General features: G+C 71.6%; 22 protein-coding genes. 13 read left to right on the top strand and 9 right to left on the bottom strand.

What is annotated here, in order from left to right; translation table 11 throughout:
• Positions 1–75 precede the first annotated feature (75 nt).
• Genes ACWD26_RS16395 through ACWD26_RS16375 form a run of 5 tightly spaced genes read left to right on the top strand, consistent with a single transcriptional unit; the run spans position 76 to position 6,130 of the window.
• Complete coding sequence (locus ACWD26_RS16395) at positions 76–708, top strand: hypothetical protein (RefSeq protein WP_451270465.1); 633 nt, start codon at positions 76–78, stop codon at positions 706–708.
• Positions 705–3,362, top strand: a complete 2,658-nt coding sequence (locus tag ACWD26_RS16390; RefSeq protein WP_451270463.1) for a putative PEP-binding protein — start codon at positions 705–707, stop codon at positions 3,360–3,362. The genes ACWD26_RS16395 and ACWD26_RS16390 overlap by 4 nt, the downstream gene beginning before the upstream one ends.
• On the top strand, positions 3,359–4,477 hold the full coding sequence (locus ACWD26_RS16385) for an acyl-CoA dehydrogenase family protein (protein ID WP_451270461.1): 1,119 nt from the start codon (positions 3,359–3,361) through the stop codon (positions 4,475–4,477). Before ACWD26_RS16390 ends, ACWD26_RS16385 begins: the two co-directional genes overlap by 4 nt.
• A 25-nt stretch (positions 4,478–4,502) precedes the next feature.
• Complete coding sequence (locus ACWD26_RS16380; RefSeq protein ID WP_451270459.1) at positions 4,503–4,979, top strand: Zn-ribbon domain-containing OB-fold protein; 477 nt, start codon at positions 4,503–4,505, stop codon at positions 4,977–4,979.
• Positions 4,976–6,130, top strand: coding sequence for a thiolase family protein (locus tag ACWD26_RS16375; RefSeq protein ID WP_451270457.1), 1,155 nt, complete (start codon positions 4,976–4,978; stop codon positions 6,128–6,130). The genes ACWD26_RS16380 and ACWD26_RS16375 overlap by 4 nt, the downstream gene beginning before the upstream one ends.
• Before the next feature lie 76 nt (positions 6,131–6,206).
• On the opposite strand, the gene ACWD26_RS16370 is transcribed toward ACWD26_RS16375, so the two are convergent.
• Complete coding sequence (locus ACWD26_RS16370; RefSeq protein ID WP_451270456.1) at positions 6,207–6,851, bottom strand: TetR/AcrR family transcriptional regulator; 645 nt, start codon at positions 6,849–6,851, stop codon at positions 6,207–6,209.
• Between the two features lie 140 nt (positions 6,852–6,991).
• Between ACWD26_RS16370 and ACWD26_RS16365 the strand changes: the two genes are divergently transcribed.
• Positions 6,992–7,597 (top strand): TetR/AcrR family transcriptional regulator, encoded by a 606-nt coding sequence (locus ACWD26_RS16365; RefSeq protein ID WP_451270454.1) that lies wholly within the window; start codon positions 6,992–6,994, stop codon positions 7,595–7,597.
• A 40-nt stretch (positions 7,598–7,637) separates the two neighbouring features.
• Here the strand turns inward: ACWD26_RS16365 and ACWD26_RS16360 are convergent, their stop codons facing one another.
• From ACWD26_RS16360 to ACWD26_RS16345, 4 genes are all read right to left on the bottom strand, one after another.
• Positions 7,638–9,143 carry a 2-oxo acid dehydrogenase subunit E2 gene (locus tag ACWD26_RS16360; protein ID WP_451270581.1) on the bottom strand — a complete coding sequence of 502 codons (1,506 nt, stop codon included), beginning with the start codon at positions 9,141–9,143 and terminating at the stop codon, positions 7,638–7,640.
• A gap of 5 nt (positions 9,144–9,148) precedes the next feature.
• Positions 9,149–10,174: an alpha-ketoacid dehydrogenase subunit beta gene (locus ACWD26_RS16355; protein WP_451270452.1), complete on the bottom strand. Its 1,026-nt coding sequence runs from the start codon at positions 10,172–10,174 to the stop codon at positions 9,149–9,151.
• 5 nt (positions 10,175–10,179) lie between these two features.
• The gene (locus ACWD26_RS16350) at positions 10,180–11,184 is read right to left on the bottom strand and encodes a thiamine pyrophosphate-dependent dehydrogenase E1 component subunit alpha (RefSeq protein ID WP_451270450.1); all 1,005 of its coding nucleotides are present in this window, start codon (positions 11,182–11,184) and stop codon (positions 10,180–10,182) included.
• Between the two features lie 96 nt (positions 11,185–11,280).
• Positions 11,281–11,736 (bottom strand): VOC family protein, encoded by a 456-nt coding sequence (locus ACWD26_RS16345; protein ID WP_451270448.1) that lies wholly within the window; start codon positions 11,734–11,736, stop codon positions 11,281–11,283.
• 155 nt (positions 11,737–11,891) lie between these two features.
• On the opposite strand from ACWD26_RS16345, the gene ACWD26_RS16340 reads away from it, so the two are divergent.
• From ACWD26_RS16340 to ACWD26_RS16310, 7 genes are all read left to right on the top strand, one after another.
• Positions 11,892–13,199 carry an aromatic ring-hydroxylating oxygenase subunit alpha gene (locus tag ACWD26_RS16340; RefSeq protein WP_451270446.1) on the top strand — a complete coding sequence of 436 codons (1,308 nt, stop codon included), beginning with the start codon at positions 11,892–11,894 and terminating at the stop codon, positions 13,197–13,199.
• Positions 13,196–14,020 carry an SDR family NAD(P)-dependent oxidoreductase gene (locus ACWD26_RS16335; RefSeq protein WP_451270444.1) on the top strand — a complete coding sequence of 275 codons (825 nt, stop codon included), beginning with the start codon at positions 13,196–13,198 and terminating at the stop codon, positions 14,018–14,020. Before ACWD26_RS16340 ends, ACWD26_RS16335 begins: the two co-directional genes overlap by 4 nt.
• A gap of 52 nt (positions 14,021–14,072) precedes the next feature.
• A complete protein-coding gene (locus ACWD26_RS16330; RefSeq protein WP_451270442.1) occupies positions 14,073–15,809 on the top strand; it encodes a PEP-utilizing enzyme in 1,737 nt (578 codons plus the stop codon).
• Positions 15,810–15,879: 70 nt separating this feature from the next.
• Positions 15,880–16,194 carry a putative quinol monooxygenase gene (locus ACWD26_RS16325; protein WP_451270440.1) on the top strand — a complete coding sequence of 105 codons (315 nt, stop codon included), beginning with the start codon at positions 15,880–15,882 and terminating at the stop codon, positions 16,192–16,194.
• Positions 16,195–16,327: 133 nt separating this feature from the next.
• Positions 16,328–18,706, top strand: coding sequence for a glycosyltransferase (locus ACWD26_RS16320; protein WP_451270438.1), 2,379 nt, complete (start codon positions 16,328–16,330; stop codon positions 18,704–18,706).
• A 161-nt stretch (positions 18,707–18,867) separates the two neighbouring features.
• A complete protein-coding gene (locus ACWD26_RS16315) occupies positions 18,868–19,269 on the top strand; it encodes a hypothetical protein (protein WP_451270436.1) in 402 nt (133 codons plus the stop codon).
• Positions 19,270–19,422: 153 nt separating this feature from the next.
• Complete coding sequence (locus ACWD26_RS16310; protein ID WP_451270434.1) at positions 19,423–20,439, top strand: glycosyltransferase family 2 protein; 1,017 nt, start codon at positions 19,423–19,425, stop codon at positions 20,437–20,439.
• Between the two features lie 13 nt (positions 20,440–20,452).
• On the opposite strand, the gene ACWD26_RS16305 is transcribed toward ACWD26_RS16310, so the two are convergent.
• From ACWD26_RS16305 to ACWD26_RS16290, 4 genes are read right to left on the bottom strand one after another with little or no spacing between them, the layout of a single operon-like run.
• Positions 20,453–21,508, bottom strand: a complete 1,056-nt coding sequence (locus ACWD26_RS16305; protein WP_451270432.1) for an NADP-dependent oxidoreductase — start codon at positions 21,506–21,508, stop codon at positions 20,453–20,455.
• 3 nt (positions 21,509–21,511) lie between these two features.
• Positions 21,512–21,727, bottom strand: a complete 216-nt coding sequence (locus ACWD26_RS16300; protein WP_451270430.1) for a transposase — start codon at positions 21,725–21,727, stop codon at positions 21,512–21,514.
• Positions 21,728–21,733: 6 nt separating this feature from the next.
• Positions 21,734–22,060: a 2Fe-2S iron-sulfur cluster-binding protein gene (locus ACWD26_RS16295; protein ID WP_451270428.1), complete on the bottom strand. Its 327-nt coding sequence runs from the start codon at positions 22,058–22,060 to the stop codon at positions 21,734–21,736.
• Positions 22,045–23,451, bottom strand: coding sequence for an aromatic ring-hydroxylating oxygenase subunit alpha (locus ACWD26_RS16290; protein ID WP_451270426.1), 1,407 nt, complete (start codon positions 23,449–23,451; stop codon positions 22,045–22,047). Before ACWD26_RS16290 ends, ACWD26_RS16295 begins: the two co-directional genes overlap by 16 nt.
• Between the last annotated feature and the right edge of the window lie 258 nt (positions 23,452–23,709).

The following is a 23,709-nucleotide window of genomic DNA, read 5'->3' as shown; positions in this document are numbered from 1 at the left end:
CCTGCCGGGGCGTAACCTCCGGGCAACACAGATCCGAGGAACCGGTCACCACAGAACCGGGGAAAAGGTGTGGCGATGCAATCTGCTGCCGTGGACCTTCCGGACGCGTCCGACGAGCCTCTCGCCGAAGCCGTCGTCGACCTCGTTCTGCGTGGTATGTGGCGCGGCCGGCCGGAGTCCGAGCACCGTCCGCTGGTCGACGCCGGTCTGGCGATGGTGAAGGGGCCGGTGGTGCTGCCGACCGAGCGTGCCAAGGCCGCCGCCGCGCGGATCCTGCGGGTTCCCGCCGGCTCCGAGCAGGAGGAGCGGATCACCGCGGCGTACGAGGCGTTCCTACCGGTCAACCGAAAGATCCGGGACGTCTGCACGGCATGGCAGTGCCGCCCCGACGGCACCGCCAACGACCACTCCGACGACGTCTACGACGCCGGGGTGCGCGAGTCGCTGGAAGACGTGCACGAGGCCATCCAGCCCGTGCTGCGCCGACTGGACCGGGTGCTCGCGGGCAGCGGCCAGTACCTGACGGCTCTGGAGGACGCCCTCGACTGCTTCGACGAGGGCGCGCCGGAGTGGCTGGCTTCGCCGCTGTGCGACTCGTACCACACCGTGTGGATGCGGCTGCACCAGGAGTTGCTGCTCGTGCTGGGCATCAGCCGCGCCGAGGACGAGGCCCGCGAAGAGGAGCTGGTCAGAAGGAGCCGGGGTTGAGCCTCACCGACCGCGAGGCGGGCCCGCTCGCACAGTCCGAGGCGCCCCGCGCGCCCTCCGGGGCATCAGGGATCTCCGGGACGTCACGGAACTCCGGGACCCCCGGCCGGATCCTGGTGCCCTACGGGCAGGGGCGGATCCGGGGCCTCGACGCCGACGAGCTGGGCGCGCACGGCGCGGCGATGGACCGGCTGGTGGCCCTCGGCCTGCCTGTCGTTCCGGGGCTCACCGTCCCCGCCGGCGCCGCCGCGTCGCTCTGCGAGAGCGACACCGCCGAAGCCGCCGTGGACCTGGTCGAACAGCTCTCGGGGCGGCGGATCGGCGACCCGGCCCGGCCCCTGCTGCTGCGCCTGTCGGCGAGCGCGCCGACGGAGATCGCCGGACTCCCGCCCGACCTGGCCTGCATCGGCGTCGACCCCGCCCGCGCCGACGACCTGTGCGCCGTCATCGGGCGTGCGGACGCGCTGTACGAGGTGTGGGCCACCACCGTGCGCATGATCGCCGAGTACGCCCTCGACGTGTCCGGTGCGCTGCTCGACGACGCCCTCCTGGACACACCCGGATCGCGGGCGCGCGTGGAGGTGCTGCTGGCCCTGGTCGCGGAGCACGGCTCCCGGCCCTTCCCCGACGACCCGGCGCGGCAGCTCGCGCTGGCCGCCCGGGCCCTCCTCGCCCGGTGGGACTCGCCGCGTGCGAGAAGGTCCCGTCGGGCCCAGCGGCTCCCCGCCGATCTGGCCGTCGCCCTGCACGTACAGGCCCTGCGCATCGGCCCGGCGGACCACTCGGGCTACGGCACGGCGGTCAGCCGCGATCCCGAGACCGGGCGGCTCTCCCCCCAGGGCTCCTTCTTCCGGGGGGTGCGGCGTAGCGCCCCGCCGCCGCACACCGGTGAACCGCTGGACCGGCTCGCGGGCGGCAGCGCGCTCCTCGAGCACTCCCTGCTCACCCTGGAGCGGCATCTGCGCGCGCCGGTGTCGGTCGACTTCGAGGTGCGCGACGACGAGATCTCGCTGCTCGCCGCCTCACCACAACCGCGCCCTCCGCTACGGGCGTCGGTGTGTCTGGCCGCGGACCTTGCCCGGGACGGGGCGCTCGGCCACGAGGAGGCCGTACGGCGGATCACTCCCGCCCAGGTGCAGGAACTGCTGCACGCACAACTGCGGCTGACCGGCGGGGAGGAACTCCTGACGAGGGGGCTGCCCGCGTCGCCGGGGGCGGCGACCGGAGCGGTCGTGCTGTCCAGTGAACGGGCCCTCGAACTGGCCTCGGACGGCACGCGGGTGGTGCTCGTGGCCGCCGAGACGACCCCGGCGGACGTGCCCGGGATGCTGGCCTCCGCCGCCGTGCTGACCGGCAGCGGCGGTATCGCCTCGCATGCCGCCGTGGTGGCGCGGGGAGCCGGAAAGCCCGCCGTGTGCGGCGCCGAGGGGCTGCGCGTCGACCTGGCCGCCGGGACGGTCCGCTTCGGGGAGCGGGTGGTGCGCGAGGGCGATCCGGTCTCGCTGGACGGCCGTACCGGCGCCGTGTACGCGGGGACCCTGAGCGTCAGTGTGGCCGGACCGCCGCCCGAACTGTCCACCTTGTTGGAGTGGGCGGACGGCATGCGCCGACTGGGCGTGCGGGTCAACGCCGACACGGCCGCCGAGGTGGAGACGGCCCTCGCCCTGGGCGCGGAAGGGGTCGGGCTGTGCCGTACGGAACACCAGTTCCTCGGCGACCGGCTGCCGCTGATCCGCCGGGTGCTCCTGGCCGTCGACCCGGACGCCCGCGACGAGGCGCTGCGGGCGCTGGAGCGCGCCCAGCACGAGGACTTCCACGCTCTGCTGACCGCGGTCGGGAACCGTCCGGTGACCGTGCGCCTGCTGGACGCGCCGCTGCACGAGTTCCTGCCCGGCCCGGGGCAGGCCCTGGACGCGGGCGAGGAGCAGCGGGCCGCCGCGCTGCGCGAGGCGAACCCGATGCTGGGGCTGCGCGGGGTGCGGCTGGCGCTGCTGCACGAGCGGCTCTACCCGGCGCAGGCCGAGGCGCTCTTCACCGCCTGGACCGAGGTCGCCGCGACCGGGGTCCGGCCGGAGCTGGAGGTGATGATCCCGCTCGTCAGCATGCCGGAGGAACTGGCCGCCGCGGCCGCGTACGTACGCGGTGCCGCCGACGCGGTCGCCACCCGCACCGGGGTCGAGGTCCCCTACCGGCTCGGCACGATGATCGAGACCCCGCGGGCCGCGCTGCTGGCTGGCGAACTCGCCGAGCACGCCGAGTTCTTCTCCTTCGGCACCAACGACCTCACGCAGCTCACCTACGGGTTCTCCCGGGACGACGTCGAGCGGCAGGTGCTCGCCTCGTACCGGGAGCGGGGATTCCTGACCGCCAGCCCGTTCGCGAGGCTCGACCCCCACGGGGTGGGCGCCCTGGTCGCTCTGGCGGCCGAGCGGGCACGCGGCGTACGGCCCGGCATCAAGCTCGGTGTGTGCGGTGAGCACGGCGGGGACCCCGAGTCGATCGCGTTCTGCGACGACCTCGGTCTCGACTACGTCTCCTGTTCCGCGCACCGCGTGCCGGTGGCCCGGATGGCGGCGGCACACAGTGCTCCGCGTCGGCGGCAGGACGAGGAGCGGCGCGACGAGAGCGGAACCTGGAGCGGGAGCGCACGATGACGAGCACCACGACCGACGGCGCGGCCCTGTCGGAGACCGAGCTTGAGGACCTGCGCGAGACCGTACGGTCGGTGTGCGCGGACGCGGGCGGCACCGCTTCGGTACGCCGGCTGTCCGAGGAGGCCCCCGGCATCGATGCCGGGTTGTGGGACGCCCTCGGCCGGCAGGTCGGCCTCGCGGCCCTCGGTCTGCCCGAGTCGGCGGGAGGCATCGGCGGTCTCGCCGAGATCGCCGCCGTCTGCGAGGAGCTGGGCAGGACACTGGCACCGGTGCCGCTGCTGTCCTCCACCGTGCTGGCCGGGCAGGTGCTGGCCGGCTGCGGTACGGCCGGCGAGGTGCTGGCCGGGCTGGCCGAGGGCACCGTGCACGCCTTGGCGGTGGCCTCGCCCGACGGGACGTGGCGGGCCGACGCCGTGCCGGTCGCCGTCTCCTGGCGGGGTGGCGTTCCGCTGCTGGACGGCACCGCGCCGTTCGTCCTCGACGGCGCCGACGCCGAGGCGCTGGTGGTGGCCGCCACCGATGCCGACGGGGTGGACCTCTTCCTGGCCGACCCCCGCGAGCCGGGGGTCACGGTGCGCCGGGTGCCCACCCTGGACCTCAGCCGGGGCCAGGCGGTGGTCACCTTCAGCGGTGCCCGGGCCCGGGCGCTGACCGGCGGCGGCGAGGGAGCGGGTGTCGTCTCCCGGGCCCTGGACGTGGCTCTGGTGGCGCTGGCCGCCGAGCAACTGGGCGGAGCACAGGCCGCGTTGGACATGACGGTGGCCCATGTGCGCGACCGTACCCAGTTCGGCAGGGCGATCGGCGGCTTCCAGGCGGTCAAGCACGCCTGCGCCGACATGCTGCTCCAGGTCGAGGCCGCACGGTCGGCCGTGGTGCGCGCGGTCCGGGCGGACGGCTCGCCTCAGGCGCTGGCCGAGGCCGCGGCGGTGGCGCAGGCGTGGTGCGGCGAGGCGTTCGTCTCGGTCGCCGCCGAGTGCGTGCAGTTCCACGGCGGGATGGGCTTCACCTGGGAGCACGACGCGCACCTGTACTTCCGGCGCGCCCAGTCCGACGCGGTGCTGCTGGGCGGCGCCGCACACCATCGGGAACGGCTGGCCGGGCTGCTGGGCTGGTGACGTGGAGAGGAAGGAGGAACGGAACGTGACCACCAGGCTCATCGACGAGTCGCTGTTCGAGAACCGGGAGAACCGGGACGACCAGCGGAGCCCGGAGCAGCGGAACCGGGAGTTCGACGGCGGAGACCCACCGCGTCTCGTGGGCGCGCGCTGCTCCGGGTGCGCCACCGTCGTCTTCCCCCGCCAGGGCTCGTGCCCCCGGTGTTCGGACGGGATGATGTCCGCGCACGTACTGCCGGTGAGCGGACGGGTGTGGTCGTGGACGCTTCAGGCGTTCCCGCCGAAACCACCGTACCGGGCGCCGTCCGGCGGTCACCGGCCCTACCACGTCGGCTATGTGGACCTCGGTGAGGTGCTGGTCGAAGCGCGGCTGGCGGTGCCCCGCGCGGAGATACGGATCGGTCTGCCGGTCCGGCTCACCATGGTGCCCGCGTACCGGGACGAGGACGGAACCGAGGTGGTGACCTTCGCGTTCCGCCCGGAGCGGGACGGGGAGCGATGAGCGGGCGCGGCGAGGTGTACGTGGTCGGGTGCGGGATGCATCCCTTCGGCCGCGACGAGAGCGTCACCGGGATGGACATGGCCGAGCGCGCGGTGCGAGAGGCGCTGGCCGACGCCGGCGTCGCCTGGGCGGACATCGGCTACGCGGCCGGCGGCTCCGACGTGTCCGGCAAGCCCGACACCCTGGTGGGCCGGCTGGGCCTGACCGGAGTGCCGTTCGTCAATGTGCAGAACGGCTGCGCGACCGGTGCCTCCACCGTGCTCGCGGTGGCAGGCGCCCTGCGCGCGGGCGAGGCCTCCCTGGGGCTGGCGGTGGGGTTCGACAAGCACGAGCGGGGCGCGTTCCACGTCTCCGCGGCCCGCTACGGCCTGGGCGACTGGTACGCCGAGACCGGCATGATGCTCACGACCCAGTTCTTCGCGCTGAAGACCCAGCGGTACCTGTACGAGCACGGGATCTCGGAGCGGGCGCTGGCGATGGTGGCCGCGCGGGCCTTCCGCAACGGCTCGCACCATCCTCTGGCCTGGCGCCGCAAGCCGCTGACGGAGCGGGAGATCCTCGACTCCACCGAGGTCAGTCCCCCGCTCACCCAGTACATGTTCTGTTCGCCCGGCCAGGGCGCGGCGGCACTGGTGCTCGCGCTCGGCGACCGCGCGTTCGACCTGTGCGAACGGCCCGTCCGGCTGGCGTCACTGGCCTTCCGGACCCGGCGGTTCGGTTCGTTCGAGGTGTTCTCCCCCTGGCTGCCGCCGGGACCGCACCGCAGTCCCAGCGTCGACGCCGCTGAGGCGGCCTTCCGCGCGGCGGGGGTGCGGCCCGCGGACGTACAGGTCGCCCAGTTGCAGGACACCGACAGCGGCTCGGAGCTGATCCACCTGGCGGAGACCGGGCTGTGCGGGCACGGCGAGCAGGAGGAGCTGCTGGCCGCCGGGGCCACGGATCCCACGGGCCGGACACCCGTCAACACCGACGGCGGCTGTCTGGCCGGCGGGGAGCCCGTGGGCGCGTCCGGGCTGCGCCAGTTCCACGAGGTCGTCCGACAGTTGCAGGGCCGGGCGCCCGGTGTGCAGGTGCCGGGCGCTCCCCGGGTGGGCTTCACCCATGTGTACGGGGCGCCCGGGATCAGCGCGTGCTCGGTCCTGACGGTGTGAGAGGAGGCGGCGAGCACGCCGCACGGCGAGGGGACCGTGCCTGGTGGACCGCCTCGGGCCGGTGATGCGGCTGGGGCTACGCCGGCTTCTGCTCGGCGGCGACGATGCGCAGGGCCAGCGCCCTGACCGCCTCCAGCACGGACCGGGAGGGCAGTTGGGCCAGTGGCCCGCCCTCCGCCCGCAGTGCGGTGACGAGCATGGTCGTGCTGATCAGGGTGCGGACCGCGAGCGCCTGTGCGGCGTGCCGGGCCTTCGCCGCGCGGGGACTGCGCGTGCTGCCCTCGGGCAGATAGTCGTAGCCGCGCTGGATGTGCCGCTGCTCGAACTCGTCCCGCAGCACCTTGACGTTGCCGTTGGCGGAGGCGACCTGGACCTGGTAGAGGCGGGCCTCGTCCGGGTTCTTCTCCACCCAGTCCCACACGGCGTCGATGACACGGACCAGGCCCTCGGCGTCCCCCGGCTCCGACTCCGGCCGGGCCGCCTCCACGACCGCGTTCAGCTGGTCGAAGACGCGGCGCATGGAGAGTTCGAGCAGTTCCTCCTTGCCGTCGAAGTGGTAGTAGACGGCTGTGGGGACCACCTGGGCCTCGTCCGCGATGTCCTGGATGCTGGTCTCCGCGAACCCGTTGCGACCGAACACCCGCACGGCAGCGGTGATGATGTGCTGCCGCCGCGAGGGTCGGTGTGCGGGCTGCTTGCCGTTCTTCGTGGTGGCCATCATGCTCCCTGCCCGCTGCCGACAAGCCGCTTCCTTGGGTCCTGCGTACTGACCATTGTATCCAGTAACTCCGACCGCCCGACCGCACGATTCCCGCTGCACGTTGGCCTCCGGGGCACCGAGCTCGCGGCATACTTGACAGCATGACGACATCCGGAACCCGCGCCGCTCACCGTCCCTCGCGCAAGCAGTGGGTGATCGAGGCGGCCACGGAGTTGTTCGCCACCCAGCCGCCGGACGAGGTGACGGTGGCCGACATCGCCTCGCGCGCGGAGATGACCTCGGCGGCGGTGTACTACCACTTCTCCTCCAAGGACCAGGTCCTGGCGGCGGCCATGGGGGCGTTCGCCACCGCGCTGCGCGACCAGTTGGAGGCGATCACGGAGGCCCATGAGCCCGGCTCGGACGTGGGAGCCGCGGTCACCACGCTCCTGGCCTGGCTGGGCGAGCACCGGTCCGCCGCCACCGTGTTCTTCGTGTCGTCGGCCGGCATGAGCCAGGAAGCGGAGACCCTGCGCCAGGAGAGCCGTACGCAGTTGCTGAACGAGCTGGTCCGGCTGATCCGCAAGGCCCGTGAGTCCGTCTCCGACGCCGAGGCGGCGGTGATCGGCCTGGGCCTGCTGGCGCTGCTGGAGACCGCGGCGATCTCACAGGTCCGGGGCGACGACGTCTACCGGTCGCTCGGACACCGCTTCTTCGTCCGCGAGGTCGGCGATCTCGCGGAGCGGATCGCCGACCCGGCCGTCTAGGGCCTGTTGCGAAAGTCCCGCCTGCCCCGCGACGCCCGGCTCACACCAGCAGGCGCAGGGGCTTGCGCAGCAACTCACCGACGCTGCACAGGTATTCGGCGGCGGGCGCCCCGTCCACGGCTCGGTGGTCGAAGGTGAGGCTCAGCGTGAGCACCCGCGTCCGCAGGGGCCGGTCGTCCGCCCACTCGACGCCGTCCCTGAGCCTGCCCACCCCGAGGATCGCGACATTGCCGGGGTTGATCACGGGGGTGAAGAAGTCGACGCCGTATCCGCCCAGCGAGGTGACGGTGAAGGTGGCCCCTTCCAGCTGTGCGGGGGAGATCCGGCCCTCGCGCGCGGCCTCGGCCAGGGCCCTCGACCGGCGAGCGATCTCGGGCAGCGGCAGTGCCACCGCGTCCTCGATCACGGGGACCATGAGACCGCCCGGGACGGCCACCGCGAAGCCGAGGTGGATGCCGTCGAGCAGATGGATGCCGTCCTCCCGCACCGTCGCGTTGAGCAGCGGGTGCTCGCGCAGGGCCAGGGCGGCGGCCTTCATCAGGAAGTCGTTGAGGCTGGGCACCGGCAGTTCGCCGTCGGCCCACTCCTCCTTGAGCCGGTCCCGCAGGGCCACCACGGCGTCCATCCGCACCTCGTAGCCGTGCGTCAGCTGCGCCATCTCCTGAAGGCTGGCGTGCATCCTGCGGGCGATGGTGCCGCGCATCCCGGTGAGCGGGAGGACGTCACCGGGCTGAGGGGCCGCGTTCCGGCGAACGGGCGCCGGTGTGACGGCGTCGAGGTCGGACCGGCGGATCCGGCCGCCGGGCCCGGTGCCGTTCACGCCGGTGAGGTCGATACCCCGTTCCCTCGCCAGCTTGCGGACCAGCGGTGAGGAGGGGGCGCCGCCGGGCGGGGCCGGTGCGACGAGGTCGTCGTGCAGGGCCGCGAGGAACTCCTCCACGTCCTCGGAGACGATCCGGCCGCCCGGCCCCGTGCCGCGTACGGCGGTGAGGTCGACGTGGGCGGCAGCGGCGACCCGCCGGGCGTTCGGCGAGGACAGCAGCCGGTCACCGGTGCCGTTGGCGGTGGGCGCCACGGCGGCACCGGCGGCGTCGGGGCCCGCCCCGGCACCGGTGAGGACGGGCGGCGCGCCTCTACCCACACCACCGCCGAGGACGCGCGGGACGCCCATACCCACACCGCCGCCGGGTGCGGGCACGGCAGTCGTAGCCGCACCGCCGCCGGGTGCGGGCACGGCAACCGAGGCCGTGCCCGCGCTGGACCCGGACCCGGCGGGCATCGGCGTACTCGCCGGGTCCGGTGGCTGCTCGCCCTCGGCCAGCAGCCAGCCGATGAGGGCCCCGGCGGGGAGGGTCGTGCCCGCCGGGACCACGGGGTGGAACAGTCCCCCGGCCTCCGCCTCGACGTCGACGTCGACCTTGTCGGTGGCCAGCCGCAGCAGCGCGTCGCCCTCCGCGACGGCCGCGCCGGTGGGGACGAGCCATTCGTCGATCGTGCCTTCCTGCATGGTCAGGCCGATCTTCGGCAGCAGAACCTCGACCGCCATGTCGGTCACGCCCTTTCGAGAAGGCGCCGGCAGCCCTGGGCGATGCGGGCGCGATCGGGCACGTAGGCCTTCTCCAGGACGGGAGAGAAGGGCACCGGGGAGAACGGGGCGCCGATGCGCAGGACCGGCGCGTCCAGGTAGTCGAAGGCGGCGTCCTGGATCTGCGCGGCGATCTCCGCTCCGAGCCCGCCGAAGGTGACGGCCTCGTGCACCACGAGCACCCGGTTGGTGCGGCGGACGGAGGCGAACATCGTCTCGGTGTCCAGGGGCTGCACGGTACGGGGGTCGATGACCTCGACCTCCACGCCCTCGGCGGCGAGTTCGTCGGCCGCCGCGAGGGCCTCCCCCACCATGCGGCCGAGGGCGATGACGGTGACGTCGGAGCCGGCTCGCGCCGTGTGCGCCCGGCCCAGCGGGATGCCGTAGATCTCCTCGGGCACCTCGCCGGCGCTGCCGAGCAGGACCTTGTTCAGCATGACGACGACCGGGTTGTCGTCCCGGATGGCCGAGACGGTCAGGCCCTTGGCGGTGTAGGCGTCGCACGGCATCACCACCTTGAGGCCGGGCACATGGGCCAGCCAGGCCTCCAGGCTCTGGCTGTGCTGGGCCGCGGCACCCAGGCCCGCCCCGGAGGCGGTGGTGATGGTGAGCGGCACGGACGCCGAGCCGCCGAACATGTACTTCATCTTCGCCGCCTGGTTGACGATCTGGTCCAGGCAGACGCCGATGAAGTCCATGAACATCAGGTCGACGACGGGACGCAGACCCCGGGCGGCGGCTCCCACGCCGAGGCCGACCAGGGCGGCTTCGGAGATCGGGGTGTCGATCATGCGCCGGGGGCCGAACTCGTCGAGCAGGTTGTCGAACATGCGGAAGACGCCGCCGTATCCGGCCACGTCCTCACCGGCGACGAAGACGTTCTCGTCCTCGCGCATGGCCTGCGCGAGACCCTCGTTGAAGGCCTTGACGTAGGTCAGCTTGCGGGAGGCGGCGACCGGGGGGACGGACGGCGCTTCGGTGGTGGTGGTCATGGCGGTCATCCCGAGTAGACGTTGAGCAGCAGGTCGGCGGGGTCGGGCAGCGGGCTCGCCTCGGCGTACGCGATGGCCTCGGCGATCTCCTCGCGCGTGCGCCGCCATACGTCGTCCAGCTCCGCACGGGTCGCGGTGCCGTCGGCGACCGCCCGGGCCTCGATCAGGTCGATGGGGTCGCGGGCCTTCCACTCGGCGACCTCCTCGTCCGAGCGGTAGGGATGACGCAGGCCCTTGACGCCCTGGTGGTCGAAGTAGCGGTAGGTCTTGGCCTCGATGAACATGGGGCCCTCGCCTGCCCGGGCGCGTGCGACGGCATCGGCGGCAGCGCGGTGGACGGCGACCGCGTCCATGCCGTCGACGATCACGCTGGGCATGCCGTAGGCGGCGGCCCGGTCGGCGACGTCGGTGAGCAGCATGTGCCCGGACTGCGGGGTGAACTCCGCATAGCCGTTGTTCTCGCAGACGAAGACCACGGGGAGGCCCAGGATCGCGGCCATGTTGGCGCCCTCGTGGAAGGCGCCGATATTCGTGGCGCCGTCGCCGAAGAAGGTCACGGCGACGCTGTCCTCACCCTTGTACCGGGCGGCGAAGGCGGCGCCCACGGCGATCGGGACGCCGGCCCCGACGATGCCGTTGGCGCCGAGCATGCCGCGGGTGAGGTCGTTGATGTGCATGCTTCCGCCGCGGCCGAGGCAGGCGCCGGTGACCCGGCCGTACAGCTCGGCGTACATCTCGCGGAAGCCGACGCCCTTGGCCACGGCATGCCCGTGGCCGCGGTGGGTGGAGGTGATCTGGTCGTCGTCGCGCAGGGCCGTCATCACGCCGGCGGCCACGGCTTCCTGGCCGACGTAGAGGTGCAGGAAACCGGGCAGCTTGCCCGCCTCCATGAGCTTTCCCGCCTCGGTCTCGAACAGCCGGATGCGCACCATGCGCTCGTGCAGGTCCTTGACGACCTGACCGCTGACCTGCGCGGATTTCTTCGACGCCGTCGACGCTCGTTGAGCCATCGTCCGCCCCTTCGCCCGAGGGAGGTTGCCAAGCAATCGGACTTACTTGTGCCGGTCTACAGTAACCAGCATGGGGCACCTTACTGAACAGCGTCTCTAATTACTATGCCTCGCACCGGGGTCGTGGGCCCGGGTGTCCACCAACTCCACGACATTGCCCTCCGGATCCGCCCAGAAGCTGATCCGCCGGCCGCGCGTCCGCACCACGACCGGGTCCGACACGGGCCGGGCACCCGCAGCCGACAGCGCCGCCAGCACCGGGTCCAGGTCGTCGAAGTGGAAGGTGAGATACGACAGTCCCGGACGCCCGGCCGGCATGGGCGCCGCGGACACCGACACCGAGGCCGACCGGGGAAGGATCAACTTGACGCACCCTCCGGAGGGCACCCGCAACCAGACGACGGCCACCTCGCCCCCGAGCCCGGCCGGACCCCCGACGGACTCCGGCACGCGTGAGCGGCGCTCGGCGCGACAGCCGATCACGTCGCGGTAGAAGCGCTCCATCAGCTCCAGGTCCCGCACCACCACACCCACCTCGAACGGCCGGGTCATGACCATCACATCCACCCCCACGGGACACCGAGCGGCGACTTCGACACTTTCTATTGACAGAGCACACTAAGTCCTGTTGTCGTTTCGGACACAACCCAGCTGTCGCTTTCCGAAGCCGGTCACCGGCTCGCGGCTGGGAGGATTGTGAGGACATCGTGGTCCAGACCAGTTCGCCGGAGATTCGGGAGACGGACGCCGGGCGCAGGCCGTCGGCCTCAGCCGCCTCAGCCGCCTCGGCCCCCGAGTACTCGTCGTGGATCAGCCAGGACCGCTCCACCGACGCCGCGTCCGTGACGATGCGTCGGGAGGCCGCCGAACTCGTCGAGCGTGTGATGGCGCACTACCGCGACAACACGACGCACGAGGCGGACGGCCAGTGGACGGAACCCGTGGCCCACTACCTCGACGCCGACCGCTGGCAGCGCGAGACGGACGCCGTCCACCGCAGCGTCCCGTTGCCGCTCGCCATGTCCTGTGAGCTTCCCGGGCCGAACACGTACAAGGCGATCGACGTGCTCGGCATCCCGGTGCTGATCACCCGTGACCGACAGGGCACGGTGCACGCGATGATCAACGCGTGCCGGCACCGGGGGGCCAAGCTCCTCGAACCCGGCTGCGGGGTGTCGAGGCGGCTCACCTGCCCGTACCACTCCTGGTCGTACGACCTGACCGGGGAGCTGCGGGGCGTGTACGCCGAGAAGACCTTCGGTGAGGTTCCGCGCGAGGGCCGGGGCCTCGTCAGGCTCCCGGCCGGGGAGCGCGCGGGGATCGTCTTCGTCTCGCTGGACCCGGCGGCCGAGCCCGACCTGGACGCCTGGCTGGGCGATCTGCAGCCCCTGCTGGAGGGGCTGCGACTGGCGGAGTGCCACCACTACTCCACCGGCGAACTGACCAGCCCCAACTGGAAGGTCACGCTCGACGGGTATCTGGAGACGTACCACTTCGCCTCGCTGCACCCGAAGACCGTGTTCGAGACCAACCTCTCGAACATGATGGCCCACGACACCTGGGGCCCCCACCAACGCATCGCACCGGCCCTGCGCCCCATCGCGCAGGCGGTCGAGCAGCCTCCGGACCAGCGTGACCCCGGGGACTGCGTCGGGCCGATCTACTGGCTCTTCCCGGGCCTCGCGATCGCCGGCGGCTGGCGCCAGAAGATCGCGGTCTCCCTGGTGCTCCCCCGGACGGCCACCGAGTCGGTGACCCAGCAGATCATCCTGCTGCGGGAACCGGCGGTCACCGAGGAGGAGCGCCAGGCCGCCGACCGGTTCGGCGCGTGGTTCCACGAGGTGGTCCGCGACGAGGACTACGCGACCACCTACGGAGTCCAGCAGGGCCTCAAGGCCCTCGACGGGACCGACTTCGTCTTCGGACGCAACGAGCCCGGACTCCAGCACTTCCACCGCACCATTCACCGACACCTGGACGAAGGCGCCACAGCAGCCTCCAGAGCCGCCAGGTGAGCAACCAACAACACTCGCGGGAGAACACCATGGTGGCTACGGGCAGCCTCGACGGACGTGTCGCGGTGATCACGGGCAGCACGCGCAGCATCGGCCGCGCCATCGCCGAGGCCTTCCTGGCCGACGGCGCCACGGTCGTCGTCAGCGGCCGCAGCGAGATCAAGGGCAAGCAGGCCCTGGAGGAGATGGGCGCCGGGGACCGGGCCGTCTTCCACCCCTGCGACGCCAACAGCCAGGAGGACATCGAGGGCCTCGCCGACTTCGCCGCCGAGCGCTTCGGCAGGCTCGACATCTGGGTCAACAACGTGGGCGGCAGCTCCGGCTTCGCCCCGATCCACCAGCTCAGCGACGAGGCGTGGCACGACGCCCTCAACCTGAACGTCAACGGCTACTTCTACGGCACCCGCCGTGCGCTGCCGAAGATGCTGGAAGGCGGCTGGGGCCGCATCATCAACATCTCGTCGGTGGAGGGCAAGCAGGCCAACAAGCCCGCGATCAGCCACTACATCACCAACAAGCACGCCATCCACGGTCTGACCAAGGCGACCGCCTTCGAGTACGGCACCCAGGGCATCACCTGCAACGCCATCTGCCCCGGCGCCGTCGACACCGACCTCATGCGGGCCGCGGGTCCCGCCGCGGCCGAGGCCGAGGGCATCTCGTACGAGGAGTGGCTGGGCCGGTTCGCCGAGCATGCCGCCACCAAGAAGATCACCACCGTGGAGCAGGTCGCGGCGGTCGCCTCGTTGCTCGCGAGCGAGGCGGGGGCGGGCATCACCGGCACGCTGATCAGCGTCGACGGCGGAACAGCGCAGTGGTAGGCGAGGGACGGGCAGGGGCAGGCGCGGGTACGGACAGCGGGAGATCTCCGTCATGAAGAGCTGGATCACGGACTGGCAGCGCAGTGAGCGGCTGCCGCACTACACCCGGGCCAACGCGGGCGAGACCCTGCCGGACCCCGCCAGCCCGCTGGGCTGGACCCTGGTCTGGGGGCGGGGCCTGCGGGGTTGGCGTCGCGGATTCGTCGGGTTCGGCATCTACCGCGAGGAGGAGGTGGCCGGCCCCCGACCGCCGTTCGTCGGCATGTTCGGCGGCCACTTCTACCTCAACCTGTCGCACATGCGGCTGTTCGGCATCCGCATGGGTCAGACGGCGGACCAGATCGACACGGCCTTCGTCGGTCAGCGCTCCGACACGCCGGTGTACGTGGCGCACCCGGACGACCAGGACGAGGAGCTGACCGCCAAGGCGGGCGCGACGCTACAGCGGATGCTCGGCCAGGCCGGCTTCCCGGAGGCCGACGCCGACCGGGACCGGCTGCGCGCCCTGCGCCGCTCACGCCCCGACCTGACGCGGCTGTCCGACGCCGAACTGGTGGCGCACGCGCGGTCGTTGCTGGACGAGGTGGAGACGACCTTCCAGCGGCACGTCGAGTCGTCGCTGCCCGCGTCCGTGGGACCCGCGATCCTCGGCCCGCTGTGCGCGAGCGTGGACCGCCCCGGCGCGATGCTCGACCTGATCGGCGGGCTCGGCGACGTCGACTCCGCCTCCCCGTCGACCGGGTTGTGGACGCTGTCCCGCCAGGTGGCGGCCTCGGCCGAGCTGAGCGCGCTGTTCGACCGTGGTCCGGCCGCGGTGGAGGAGGCACTCGACGGGGCGACCGGTGACGTGAAGGCGTTCCGTGACTCCTTCGAGGAGTTCCTGGCGGAGTCCGGCGATCGCGGCCCCAACGAGTGGGACATCCACGCGCTGTCCTGGGAGGCGGCGCCCGTCCAGGCGCTGGCCCTGGTCGACCGGATCCGGCACAGCCCCGACGACGACTCCCCGGCCGCCCGACGCGCTCGGCTGACGGAGGGGCGTGAGCGGACGGCGCGGGAGATCCGGGCCGCGCTGCCCGAGGACGCGCAGCCCTTGTTCGACGCCGGTACGCACGCCTCGCAGGTGTGGATCCCGGCCCGCGAGCGCACCAAGGCGAACTGCGTCACCGTCGTCAACGAGATCCGTATGGCCGTACGGGAGCTCGGCCGGCGCGGCGTCGAGGCGGGGCTCTTCGCCCGGCCCGAGGACGTGATGATGCTGCTGGACACCGAACTCGACGACTATGTCGCCGACCCGGGGTCCTTCGGTCCCGTCATCGCGCGACGGCTCGAGGAGTACGCGGGCCTGCACGAGCTGGAGCCGCCGTTCTTCGTCGCCGACGACGCGCGGACCGAGATCGACAGCTGGCCGCGACGCGCCGAGGAGCGGACCCCGGCGGCCGTCGAGGGTGATGTGCTCGGTGGCGTGGGCGGCAGCCACGGCACCTACACCGGAAGGGTGCGGGTGGTCACCGACCCGGCTTCGTGCGAGGCGCTGGAGCCCGGCGAGGTGCTGGTCGCCCCGATCACGGACGCGGCCTGGACGCCACTGTTCCTGGTCGCCGGAGCGGCCGTCGTCGACGTGGGGGCGCTCAACAGCCACGCCGTGGTGGTCTGCCGTGAGCTGGGCATCCCGGCGGTGATCTCCGTCGAGGGCGGGACGCGGCGGCTGCGGGACGGCATGGTCGTCACGGTCGACGGCGACAAGGGCACGGTCACCGTGGACGGCGTCCCGGCGGCAGCCGCCATCTGAAGCACCGCGGGCCCGTCGGCTCTCCCTGCCCGTTCGACGGGCCCGCGGGCACGACCACGAAAGGACCACCGTGGCAGAGGAAGTCATCGTCGCCGGCTGGATGGACTACGAGCCCGGCGACCGCGACACGATGCTGGGGCATCTCGTCGAGCTGGGACGGCGTACCCGTGAGGAGGAGCCCGGCTGTCTGGACTACGCGATGACCGCCGATCCCACCGACGAGCGGCGCATCCGGGTGTACGAGCGCTGGGCCTCCCGGCAGGCCCTCGACGAGCACTTCGCCACCCCGCACATCAAGGACTTCCGCACCGCCGCGGCCGAACTGACCAGGGTGGGGGTCTCGTTGGACGCGTTCGGCGTCACCGCGGCACGGCCCATGCGCTGAGTCCGTCATCCGCCGTGCTGCCAGGAGGTGGGCCTCCCGGGTGAATGCTCCACCGACGGACCCCACGGGAAAACCCGTTGACCGGACAGTCCCACATACTGCGTGAATGCCCACACAGAAGACAATTCCCCCCTTGATCCACCAGACGTGGAAGGACTCCGATCTCCCGCCGAAATGGCAGAAGTGGTCCGAGTCCTGGCGGCTGCACCACCCCGGCTGGGGGTACCGGTTGTGGACCGACGCGGACAACCGCGCATTCCTCCAGGAGCACCATCCCTGGTTCCTGCCGATCTACGACGGCTACCCCGAAGCGATCATGCGGGCCGACGCGATTCGCTATTTCCTGCTCGACCACTTCGGCGGGCTCTACGTGGATCTGGACTTCGAGTGCCTGAGCCCGGTCGACAAAATCCTTGAGGGACGGGAACTCGTCCTCGGCTGCGAACCCGAGGCGCACACACGGCTGCTGCTCGCCCGGCGGCGCGGCCTCGACCGCATCGTCGGCAACGCGTTCATCGCGTCACGGCCGGGCCATCCCTTCTGGGCCCATGTGCACCGGCGACTGGTCGGCGCCCACAAGCAGTCCCACACGCTCGACGCGACAGGCCCGTTCTTCCTCACCCGAGCGATCGACAGCGCCCCGGAGCCGGACTCGATCACGGTTCTCGCCCCCGAGGTCCTGTACCCCGAACTGAGCCCGTACGCGACAGAGCTGTTCGGCCCGCAGGAAGCGGACTACGACCGTGCGACCGCCGTGCACCACTGGTCGGGCAGCTGGGCGTGCGACACCCCGGCCCCGCCGCGACTCTCCCCTGGCACACGGTTCCCGTTCTGGGTCAGCCAGGAGCTGCAACCGGTCGCCGACGGTCTGCTCAACGTGGAGGCACAGCGCCGCCGCTGGGCCTCGGGCGCGCCCGCGCCGACGGTGTCGTGCCTGATGGTGACCAAGGACCGGTCGGCTACGGCCCAGCGTGCGATCAGGTGTTTCCGCGCCCAGACCTACCCGAACCTCGAACTGGTCGTGGTGGAGGACGGCACCGATGACATCCTGGAGCGGCACATCCGCGATCTGGACGACCCGCGGATCCGCCATCACCGGCTTCCCCCGGAGGGACGGACGCTGGGGGAACTGCGCAACGAGGCGGTGGACCGGGCCACCGGACCGTACGTGTGCCAGTGGGACGACGACGACCTGTACGACCCGGAGCGGGTCGAGACGCAGATGGCGGCGATTCTCTCGCTCGACGCCGAGGCCTGCTTCCTCGCCCGTGAGCGGTTGTGGTGGCCCGCCCGCCGCCGGCTGGCGATCTCCTGTGCGCGGGTCTGGGAAGGCTCGATGGTGTGCGCGAAGGACCGGCTCCCGCGCTACCCGGCGCAGCGCCGGGGCGAGGACACCCCGGTGGCGGAAGAGGTGGTCCGGACCTGCCGGGTCGTCTCTGTCGACGCGCCCGAGCTGTACACATACGTGTGCCACGGGAACAACACGTTCGACGAGTCGCACTTCGCGGAGCACTTCGAGGTGGCGACCCAGATCTGGGCCGAACCCGGCGACTACGCCGAGCGATTGCTGGCCATGGCGACCAGGCTGCCGCTCCAGCCGGGGGACATCGCCCACGCGGAGACCGGAGCCGACGCCGCCGGGACCCGCGAGCCGAAACCGCGGACGACCCCCGAGCCCGCCCCGGCGCCGGCCGAGGAGCGGCCCTCGGTGCTGGTGCTCACCCCTCTCAAGGACGCGGCCGCGTTCCTGCCCGTCTACCTGGACCGCCTGCGCGCCCTGGACTATCCGCGCGAGTCGATCTCGCTGGGCCTGCTGGAGGGCGACAGCAGGGACTCGACGCCCGAACTCCTCCGGCGGGTCCTGCCGGACCTCGATGCGGAGTTCCGGCGGGTGACGCTCGTACACCGCGATTTCGGCCTCCAACTGGCCGGTCCCCGTTGGGAGCCCGGCATCCAGCGCCGGCGCCGGTCGGTGCTGGCCAAGGTGCGCAACCACCTCCTCTCCCGGGCACTGATCGACGAGGAGTGGGTGCTGTGGCTCGACGTCGACGTCACGGACTACCCGACGGACCTCGTCCAACGCCTCCTCGGCGCACGCAAGGACATCGTCGTCCCGCACTGCGCCACCGCACCCGGTGGGCCCACGTACGACCTCAACACCTTTGTCCTCAGGCCCGGATCCGGTGCGCTCAACTGGGCTCAGTGGCTTCGCGACGGCATTCTTCAGCCTCCCAGGGGATTCGGCCGGATGTATCTCGACGAGCTGCGCGGGCAAGGACTCGTCCGTGTCGACTCGGTCGGCGGCACCGCGTTGCTGGTGCGCGCCGACCTGCACCGCGACGGCCTCGCTTTCCCGTCCTTCCCCTACCGGCACCTCATCGAGACCGAGGGGCTGGCCGCGATGGCCCAGGACATGGGCACCGCCTGCTGGGCGCTGCCGGATCTGGAAGTGGTGCATCCGCACCATGCCGTACCGGAACCGGAGCGCGCCGAATCCGTTCCCGTTTCCTGACCGGTGGGGGCTGGGCGGGCGTCGACCCAGCCACCCTTGTCACTGTGAGTGTTCGTTTTGACACATTAAGTGAGCGATTTTACGGTGGTTCCACTGCCCTCGCCGTGGAGGTTTCCGGCGCTTCTGGGCAGGTCCCCATCCCCTGTCAGAAAGGCACCACCGTGAAAGCCCGTGTGATCACCTCGCTGGCCCTCCCCGCGGCACTGGCCACCGCCGGTCTGCTCAACACCGCGGAGGCGGCCTACGCCGCCATCGGTCCGGACACGCTGACGGCGTCCGCGAAGTACGGACACCAAGGGCAGTCCATAGAGGGCGAGGCCAGCCTCACCCCCGGGTCCGGGACCCCCTGCACGCCGATCGGCAACGTCACGATCACCGACTACGGGCACTGCTGCACGCCGATCGGCAACGTCACGATCACCGAGTACGGGTACTGCTGCACTCCGATCGGCAACGTCACCATCACCGACTACGGGTTCTGCCTGGACCACCACGCGCACGGACGTGACCAGCACGAGCCCGTGCGCGACCACCGCTACACAGATCAGCACCAGCGCAGCTAGGGCATGGCTCAGCGGTCTGTTCGGGCGTGGCCCTCGAAGAGGGTCGGGGGGGGCGCCCCCGCGCCCGGCACACCGCATCCGCCCACCCGTCGCCACCCGCGTCCTCCCGGCTTCCGTCCCGCCGCCTTCCCCTTCCGAAGCGAAAGACCGCACATGCCCCACAGTCCCCGTGGTTCCGACCCTGTGGTCTCGGTGGTCATCCCCTGCCATGACTACGCCCGCTATCTGCCCGAGGCCCATTCCAGCGTCCTTGCCCAGACCTTCCAGGACTGGGAGCTCGTCATCGTGGACGACGGCAGCACCGACAACACCGTCGAGGTGGTCCGGTCCCTGATCGACCGCCATCCCGACCGGCGCGTCAGGCTGCTCCAGCAGGCCAACGCCGGCGTCTCCGCCGCGCGCAACACCGGGATCGAGGCCGCCGTCGGCCGCTACGTCCTTCCGCTGGACGCCGACGACGTGATCGCCCCCACGATGCTGGAGAAGACCGTCGCGGTCCTGGACGCCAACCCCGGTATCGCCATCGCCTCGACCGATGTGTTCACCTTCACCGACGACGATCTGCCCCCGCAGGCGATGTCCCTCCCCGCCTACAGCAGAGAGCTGATGCTCCAGCGGCTGATCATGTTCTACTGCTCGCTGTACCGGCGTGAGGTGTGGCAGACCGTGGGCGGGTACGACGAGAGCATGCGGGCCGGAGAGGACTGGGACTTCTGGATCGGCTGCGTCGAGCACGGCTTCGACGCCCACCACATCCATGAGCCGCTGTTCGGGGCGCGCAACAAGGACACCGGACTGCATCTGGAAGCCGCCGAGAACGACCTGGCCATCCGGGCGCGGATCGTGGCCAAGCATCCGAGCCTGTTCAAGCCGGTCACCCGGGGCTGGGCGCAGGCCGTGCTCAGCCAGGACGCGGAGGCCTGCCTGCGGGACGAGCAGGTACCCGACGACATCCTCACCCGGGCTGCCGAGATGGACCAGTTCCTGGCCGCCGTCATGGCCCTGCAGCGCACCGCGCGGGTGCAGTACTACCACATCCAGCGACTGCAGAAGGCACTGGCCGCTCGCGACGGCGCCGCCGGTCCGCCCGTCCCGGAGAGGGCTCCCGCCCCGGAGAAGGACGCCGCCCGGGAGAAGGCTCCCGCCCCGGCGACGGTTTCCGCCGTCTGACGCGGGAGCCGGCTCATCCGGTGGCCGACGTACGGCCGTACGGGTCCGGTGCCAGCCGGACCAGCATCTTGCCGGTGTTGCCGCCGGACAGCAGGGACAGCAGGGCCCGCGCCGCGTTGTCGAGGCCGTCCGCGACCGTCTCTCGGGCGACCACCTCTCCCGAGCGCAGCCAGCCGGAGACCCGGTCCTCGAACTCCGGGCGCAGGTCCTCGTGGTCGCGGACGATGAAGCCGCGCAGGGTCAGTCGTTTGAGGACCGCCTGGATCAACTGGTTGATGTCGGCGGACCGCCGGTCGCCGCCGAACTGCGACATCATGCCGCACAGCGCGACCCGGCCACCGGTGCGCAACGCGTGCAGCGCGGCGGCCAGCTGCTCACCGCCGACGTTGTCGAAGTACACGTCGATGCCGTCGGGCGCCAGCCGGGCCAGTGCCTCGCGCACCGGTTCGGCACGGTAGTCCGCGGCGGCGTCGTAGCCGAACTCCTTCACCAGCAGGGCGCACTTGTCCGGCCCTCCGGCGGTCCCGATGACGCGGTCAGCGCCCAGCAGGCGCGCGAACTGGCCGGTGGCACTGCCCACGGCCCCGGCCGCCGCCGACACGAAGACGGTGTCGCCGGGACGTAGTGCGGCGATCCGGGTGAGACCGACGTACGCGGTGAATCCCGTCTGGCCGAGCAGCCCCAACCAGGTGGGAAGCGGCGCGAGCCGGGGGTCGATGCGGCCCGCGCCGTCGGTGTGCGCCGCATCCAGTACGGCCCGCTCCCGCCAGCCGAGCTGGTGGCGTACGTACGTGCCCGGGGGCACCGAGGCGCAGCGGCTCTCCTCCACGACGCCGAGGGCACGGCCGTCCAGCGGCGAGCCCGGGGTGAAGTTGTGCGTGTAGTGCTTCTCGGTGCTCTCCAGGCGTCCGCGCATGGACGGGTCGACGCTCATGTAGAGGTTGCGCACGAGCAGCTGCCCCTCCCCCAGGGGCGGCAGGGGGCGTTCCTCGACGGCGAAGTCACCGGGGAGCGGTTCTCCGTCGGGTCGGCGCACCAGACAGACCACCCGGGTGGTGCGGGGCGTCACGGGTCACTCCTCCGGCTGCGGGGCCGTACGCCGCCGGGCGAGGCGGCCGACCCAGCCGGCCATCTGCAGGTCGGCGTGGCGCAGTTCGCCCGACTGCCACCGGGCCTGGAAGTCGAAGATGCCCCGGGTCCCGGTCTTCGGGTCGGTCACCTCGACCAGTCCGTCCTCGGTGAGCCGGTACACATGCCCGGTCAGCGGGTGGATCACTTGCTTGGACATGGGGCCTCACTCCTGCACTCGGCGGCGCACGCCGCTCTTGGTCACGGTCACCGGGCCCTCGACCCGGAGCCGGCAGGCGAGCCGGGTCAGGCCGTCCACCGGCCTGCGCAGGGCCTCGATGCCCTCGCGCTCCAGCGGGCCCACGGGGGAACAGTTCTCGGCGCCCTCCTCGACCCGGACGAAGCAGGTGCGGCAGGTGCCCTTGCCGCCGCAGACGGTGGGCCAGCGGTAGCCGAGCCGCTGGGCGGCGGTGAACAGGTCCTCGCCGTCGAGGACTTCGAGCTCGACGCCGGAGGGTCTGACCGCCACCCGGTGGGTCACTTGTCCATCCACTGGTCGAGCGTCCGGTTGAAGTGGCGGATGCGGCTCTCCTGGTAGTTGGCCAGGGTGATGCCGGGCTTGCGCATGGCCTTCAGGCCCTGCTGGACGTAGGGCAGGTTCTCGCAGTCCTGGTCGAAGACGGGGCCGAGCACGCCGAGTTCGGGGATGTCGGCGAAGAGCATGTCCTCCGGCACCCAGCGGATCTTCGCCGGGGGCGGTATCTCGCCGGGCTGCTTCGGGGACGACATGAAGATGATCTCGGCGGTGCAGGAGTCGGGGTCGAGGCCGTTGGGCCGGAATCGGTAGATGATGTTGGACTTGGCGCCGCCCCAGGGGTTGAAGTTGGGGAACAGCAGGTAGTTGATGGCGTCCAGCAGTTCGGTGTCGGGGGTCTCCGAGAAGTCCTGCTGCGAGGTGGCTGCGAGCTGTGCGCGCATCCGCTCGGCGAGGACCTGGCGGGCGGTGCCGCCGGGCGGGATCGCCGGCAGTTCGTCGCCCTCCTGCCTCACCAGGTCACGGCCCTGGGCGGCGGCGTAGAAGGCGCGCGAGTCGTAGAAGGTCTCCAGGACGTCCTCCTCCGTGACGGAGTCCGCCACGTGCGGGCTGGGCGCGCCCTGGATGTTGATCATCCGGTTCCAGTTCGGCTGGTCCGCCATGACGTCGTACTGCGAGTTGGCGTCGGCGAGCCACGGCAGCATCTGCGGGTGTGTGGCGATCACATGGAAGGACTCGATGAACGCGTCCTGGGCGATCTTCCAGTTGCAGGGCAGCACCTTGCCGATGTGCAGCGACTTGTAGCGGTTCTCCAACGGCCAGATGTAGTACTCGTCGAAGGTGCCGCGGTAGCTGTCGAAGGACTCGGCGTAGGGGTCCATGTTGATGAAGACGAAGCCCCGCCAGGTGGCCACCTGAGCCTCGGGGAGGGCGAACTTCTCGGGGGTGACATGCGGGAAGTCCCAGGCGCAGGGCGGGGTCTGCATCGTGCCGTCGAGGTTCCAGGCGAAGCCGTGGAACGAGCAGCGGAACTCGCTGACGTTGCCGCCGCCGGTGCGCAGTTTGCGTCCGCGGTGCAGGCAGACGTTGACGAAGGCGCGGATCTCGTCGGGGGCCGTGCGCACGACGATGAGGGAGTCGTCGCCGATCTCGTAGACCTCGTGGTCGCCGACCTCGGGGATCTCGCTCTCCAGGCAGGCGAACTGCCAGACGCGCCGCCAGACCTGTCGCATCTCGCGTTCGGCCCACTCCCGGGAGGTGAAGCGGGCGGTGTCGATGTCCTCGCTGCCGAGGTGGTCGTTCCGCTCGTACCTCAGGGCGGGGGGAACGGGGCGGCTGTCCTGGTCGAGGTAGTCCTGGACGCTGGGCCCGGGGCACCGCGCACTGGCCGGCTCCGACGTTTCGTCCATCATCTCTCCTCCGGCAGAAACTTTAGAGTGAGTGTAGTTAGACGCTACGGCCCGGAGCAACACTCCCGCCACTGAACGACCTCCGCACCTTCCGAGGTCACCACGGAATTCCACCGTGCACCTGGAAATTTATTACGGCGACCCTCTCCCCAAGCCCGCTGCGGCATGTCACACTCCGACCCACTTGAGGCTGTAGTGCCTCATAAGTTTCTCTGTTCCGGGACGGTCACTGCCCGTCCCGGCCCCGGCGCCGCGGCG

Source organism: Streptomyces sp. NPDC002787 (assembly GCF_053592095.1).
This window is presented reverse-complemented; position numbering and strand designations above follow the sequence as displayed.

Coding starts and splice junctions, on each gene's coding strand:
- ACWD26_RS16395 (WP_451270465.1), top strand. CDS start 76: ATGCAATCTGCTGCCGTGGACCTTCCGGACGCGTCCGACGAGCCTCTC.
- ACWD26_RS16355 (WP_451270452.1), bottom strand. CDS start 10,174: ATGACCACCACCACCGAAGCGCCGTCCGTCCCCCCGGTCGCCGCCTCC.
- ACWD26_RS16385 (WP_451270461.1), top strand. CDS start 3,359: ATGACGAGCACCACGACCGACGGCGCGGCCCTGTCGGAGACCGAGCTT.
- ACWD26_RS16350 (WP_451270450.1), bottom strand. CDS start 11,184: ATGGCTCAACGAGCGTCGACGGCGTCGAAGAAATCCGCGCAGGTCAGC.
- ACWD26_RS16290 (WP_451270426.1), bottom strand. CDS start 23,451: ATGGACGAAACGTCGGAGCCGGCCAGTGCGCGGTGCCCCGGGCCCAGC.
- ACWD26_RS16375 (WP_451270457.1), top strand. CDS start 4,976: ATGAGCGGGCGCGGCGAGGTGTACGTGGTCGGGTGCGGGATGCATCCC.
- ACWD26_RS16345 (WP_451270448.1), bottom strand. CDS start 11,736: ATGACCCGGCCGTTCGAGGTGGGTGTGGTGGTGCGGGACCTGGAGCTG.
- ACWD26_RS16360 (WP_451270581.1), bottom strand. CDS start 9,143: ATGGCGGTCGAGGTTCTGCTGCCGAAGATCGGCCTGACCATGCAGGAA.
- ACWD26_RS16310 (WP_451270434.1), top strand. CDS start 19,423: ATGCCCCACAGTCCCCGTGGTTCCGACCCTGTGGTCTCGGTGGTCATC.
- ACWD26_RS16370 (WP_451270456.1), bottom strand. CDS start 6,851: ATGATGGCCACCACGAAGAACGGCAAGCAGCCCGCACACCGACCCTCG.
- ACWD26_RS16330 (WP_451270442.1), top strand. CDS start 14,073: ATGAAGAGCTGGATCACGGACTGGCAGCGCAGTGAGCGGCTGCCGCAC.
- ACWD26_RS16300 (WP_451270430.1), bottom strand. CDS start 21,727: ATGTCCAAGCAAGTGATCCACCCGCTGACCGGGCATGTGTACCGGCTC.
- ACWD26_RS16365 (WP_451270454.1), top strand. CDS start 6,992: ATGACGACATCCGGAACCCGCGCCGCTCACCGTCCCTCGCGCAAGCAG.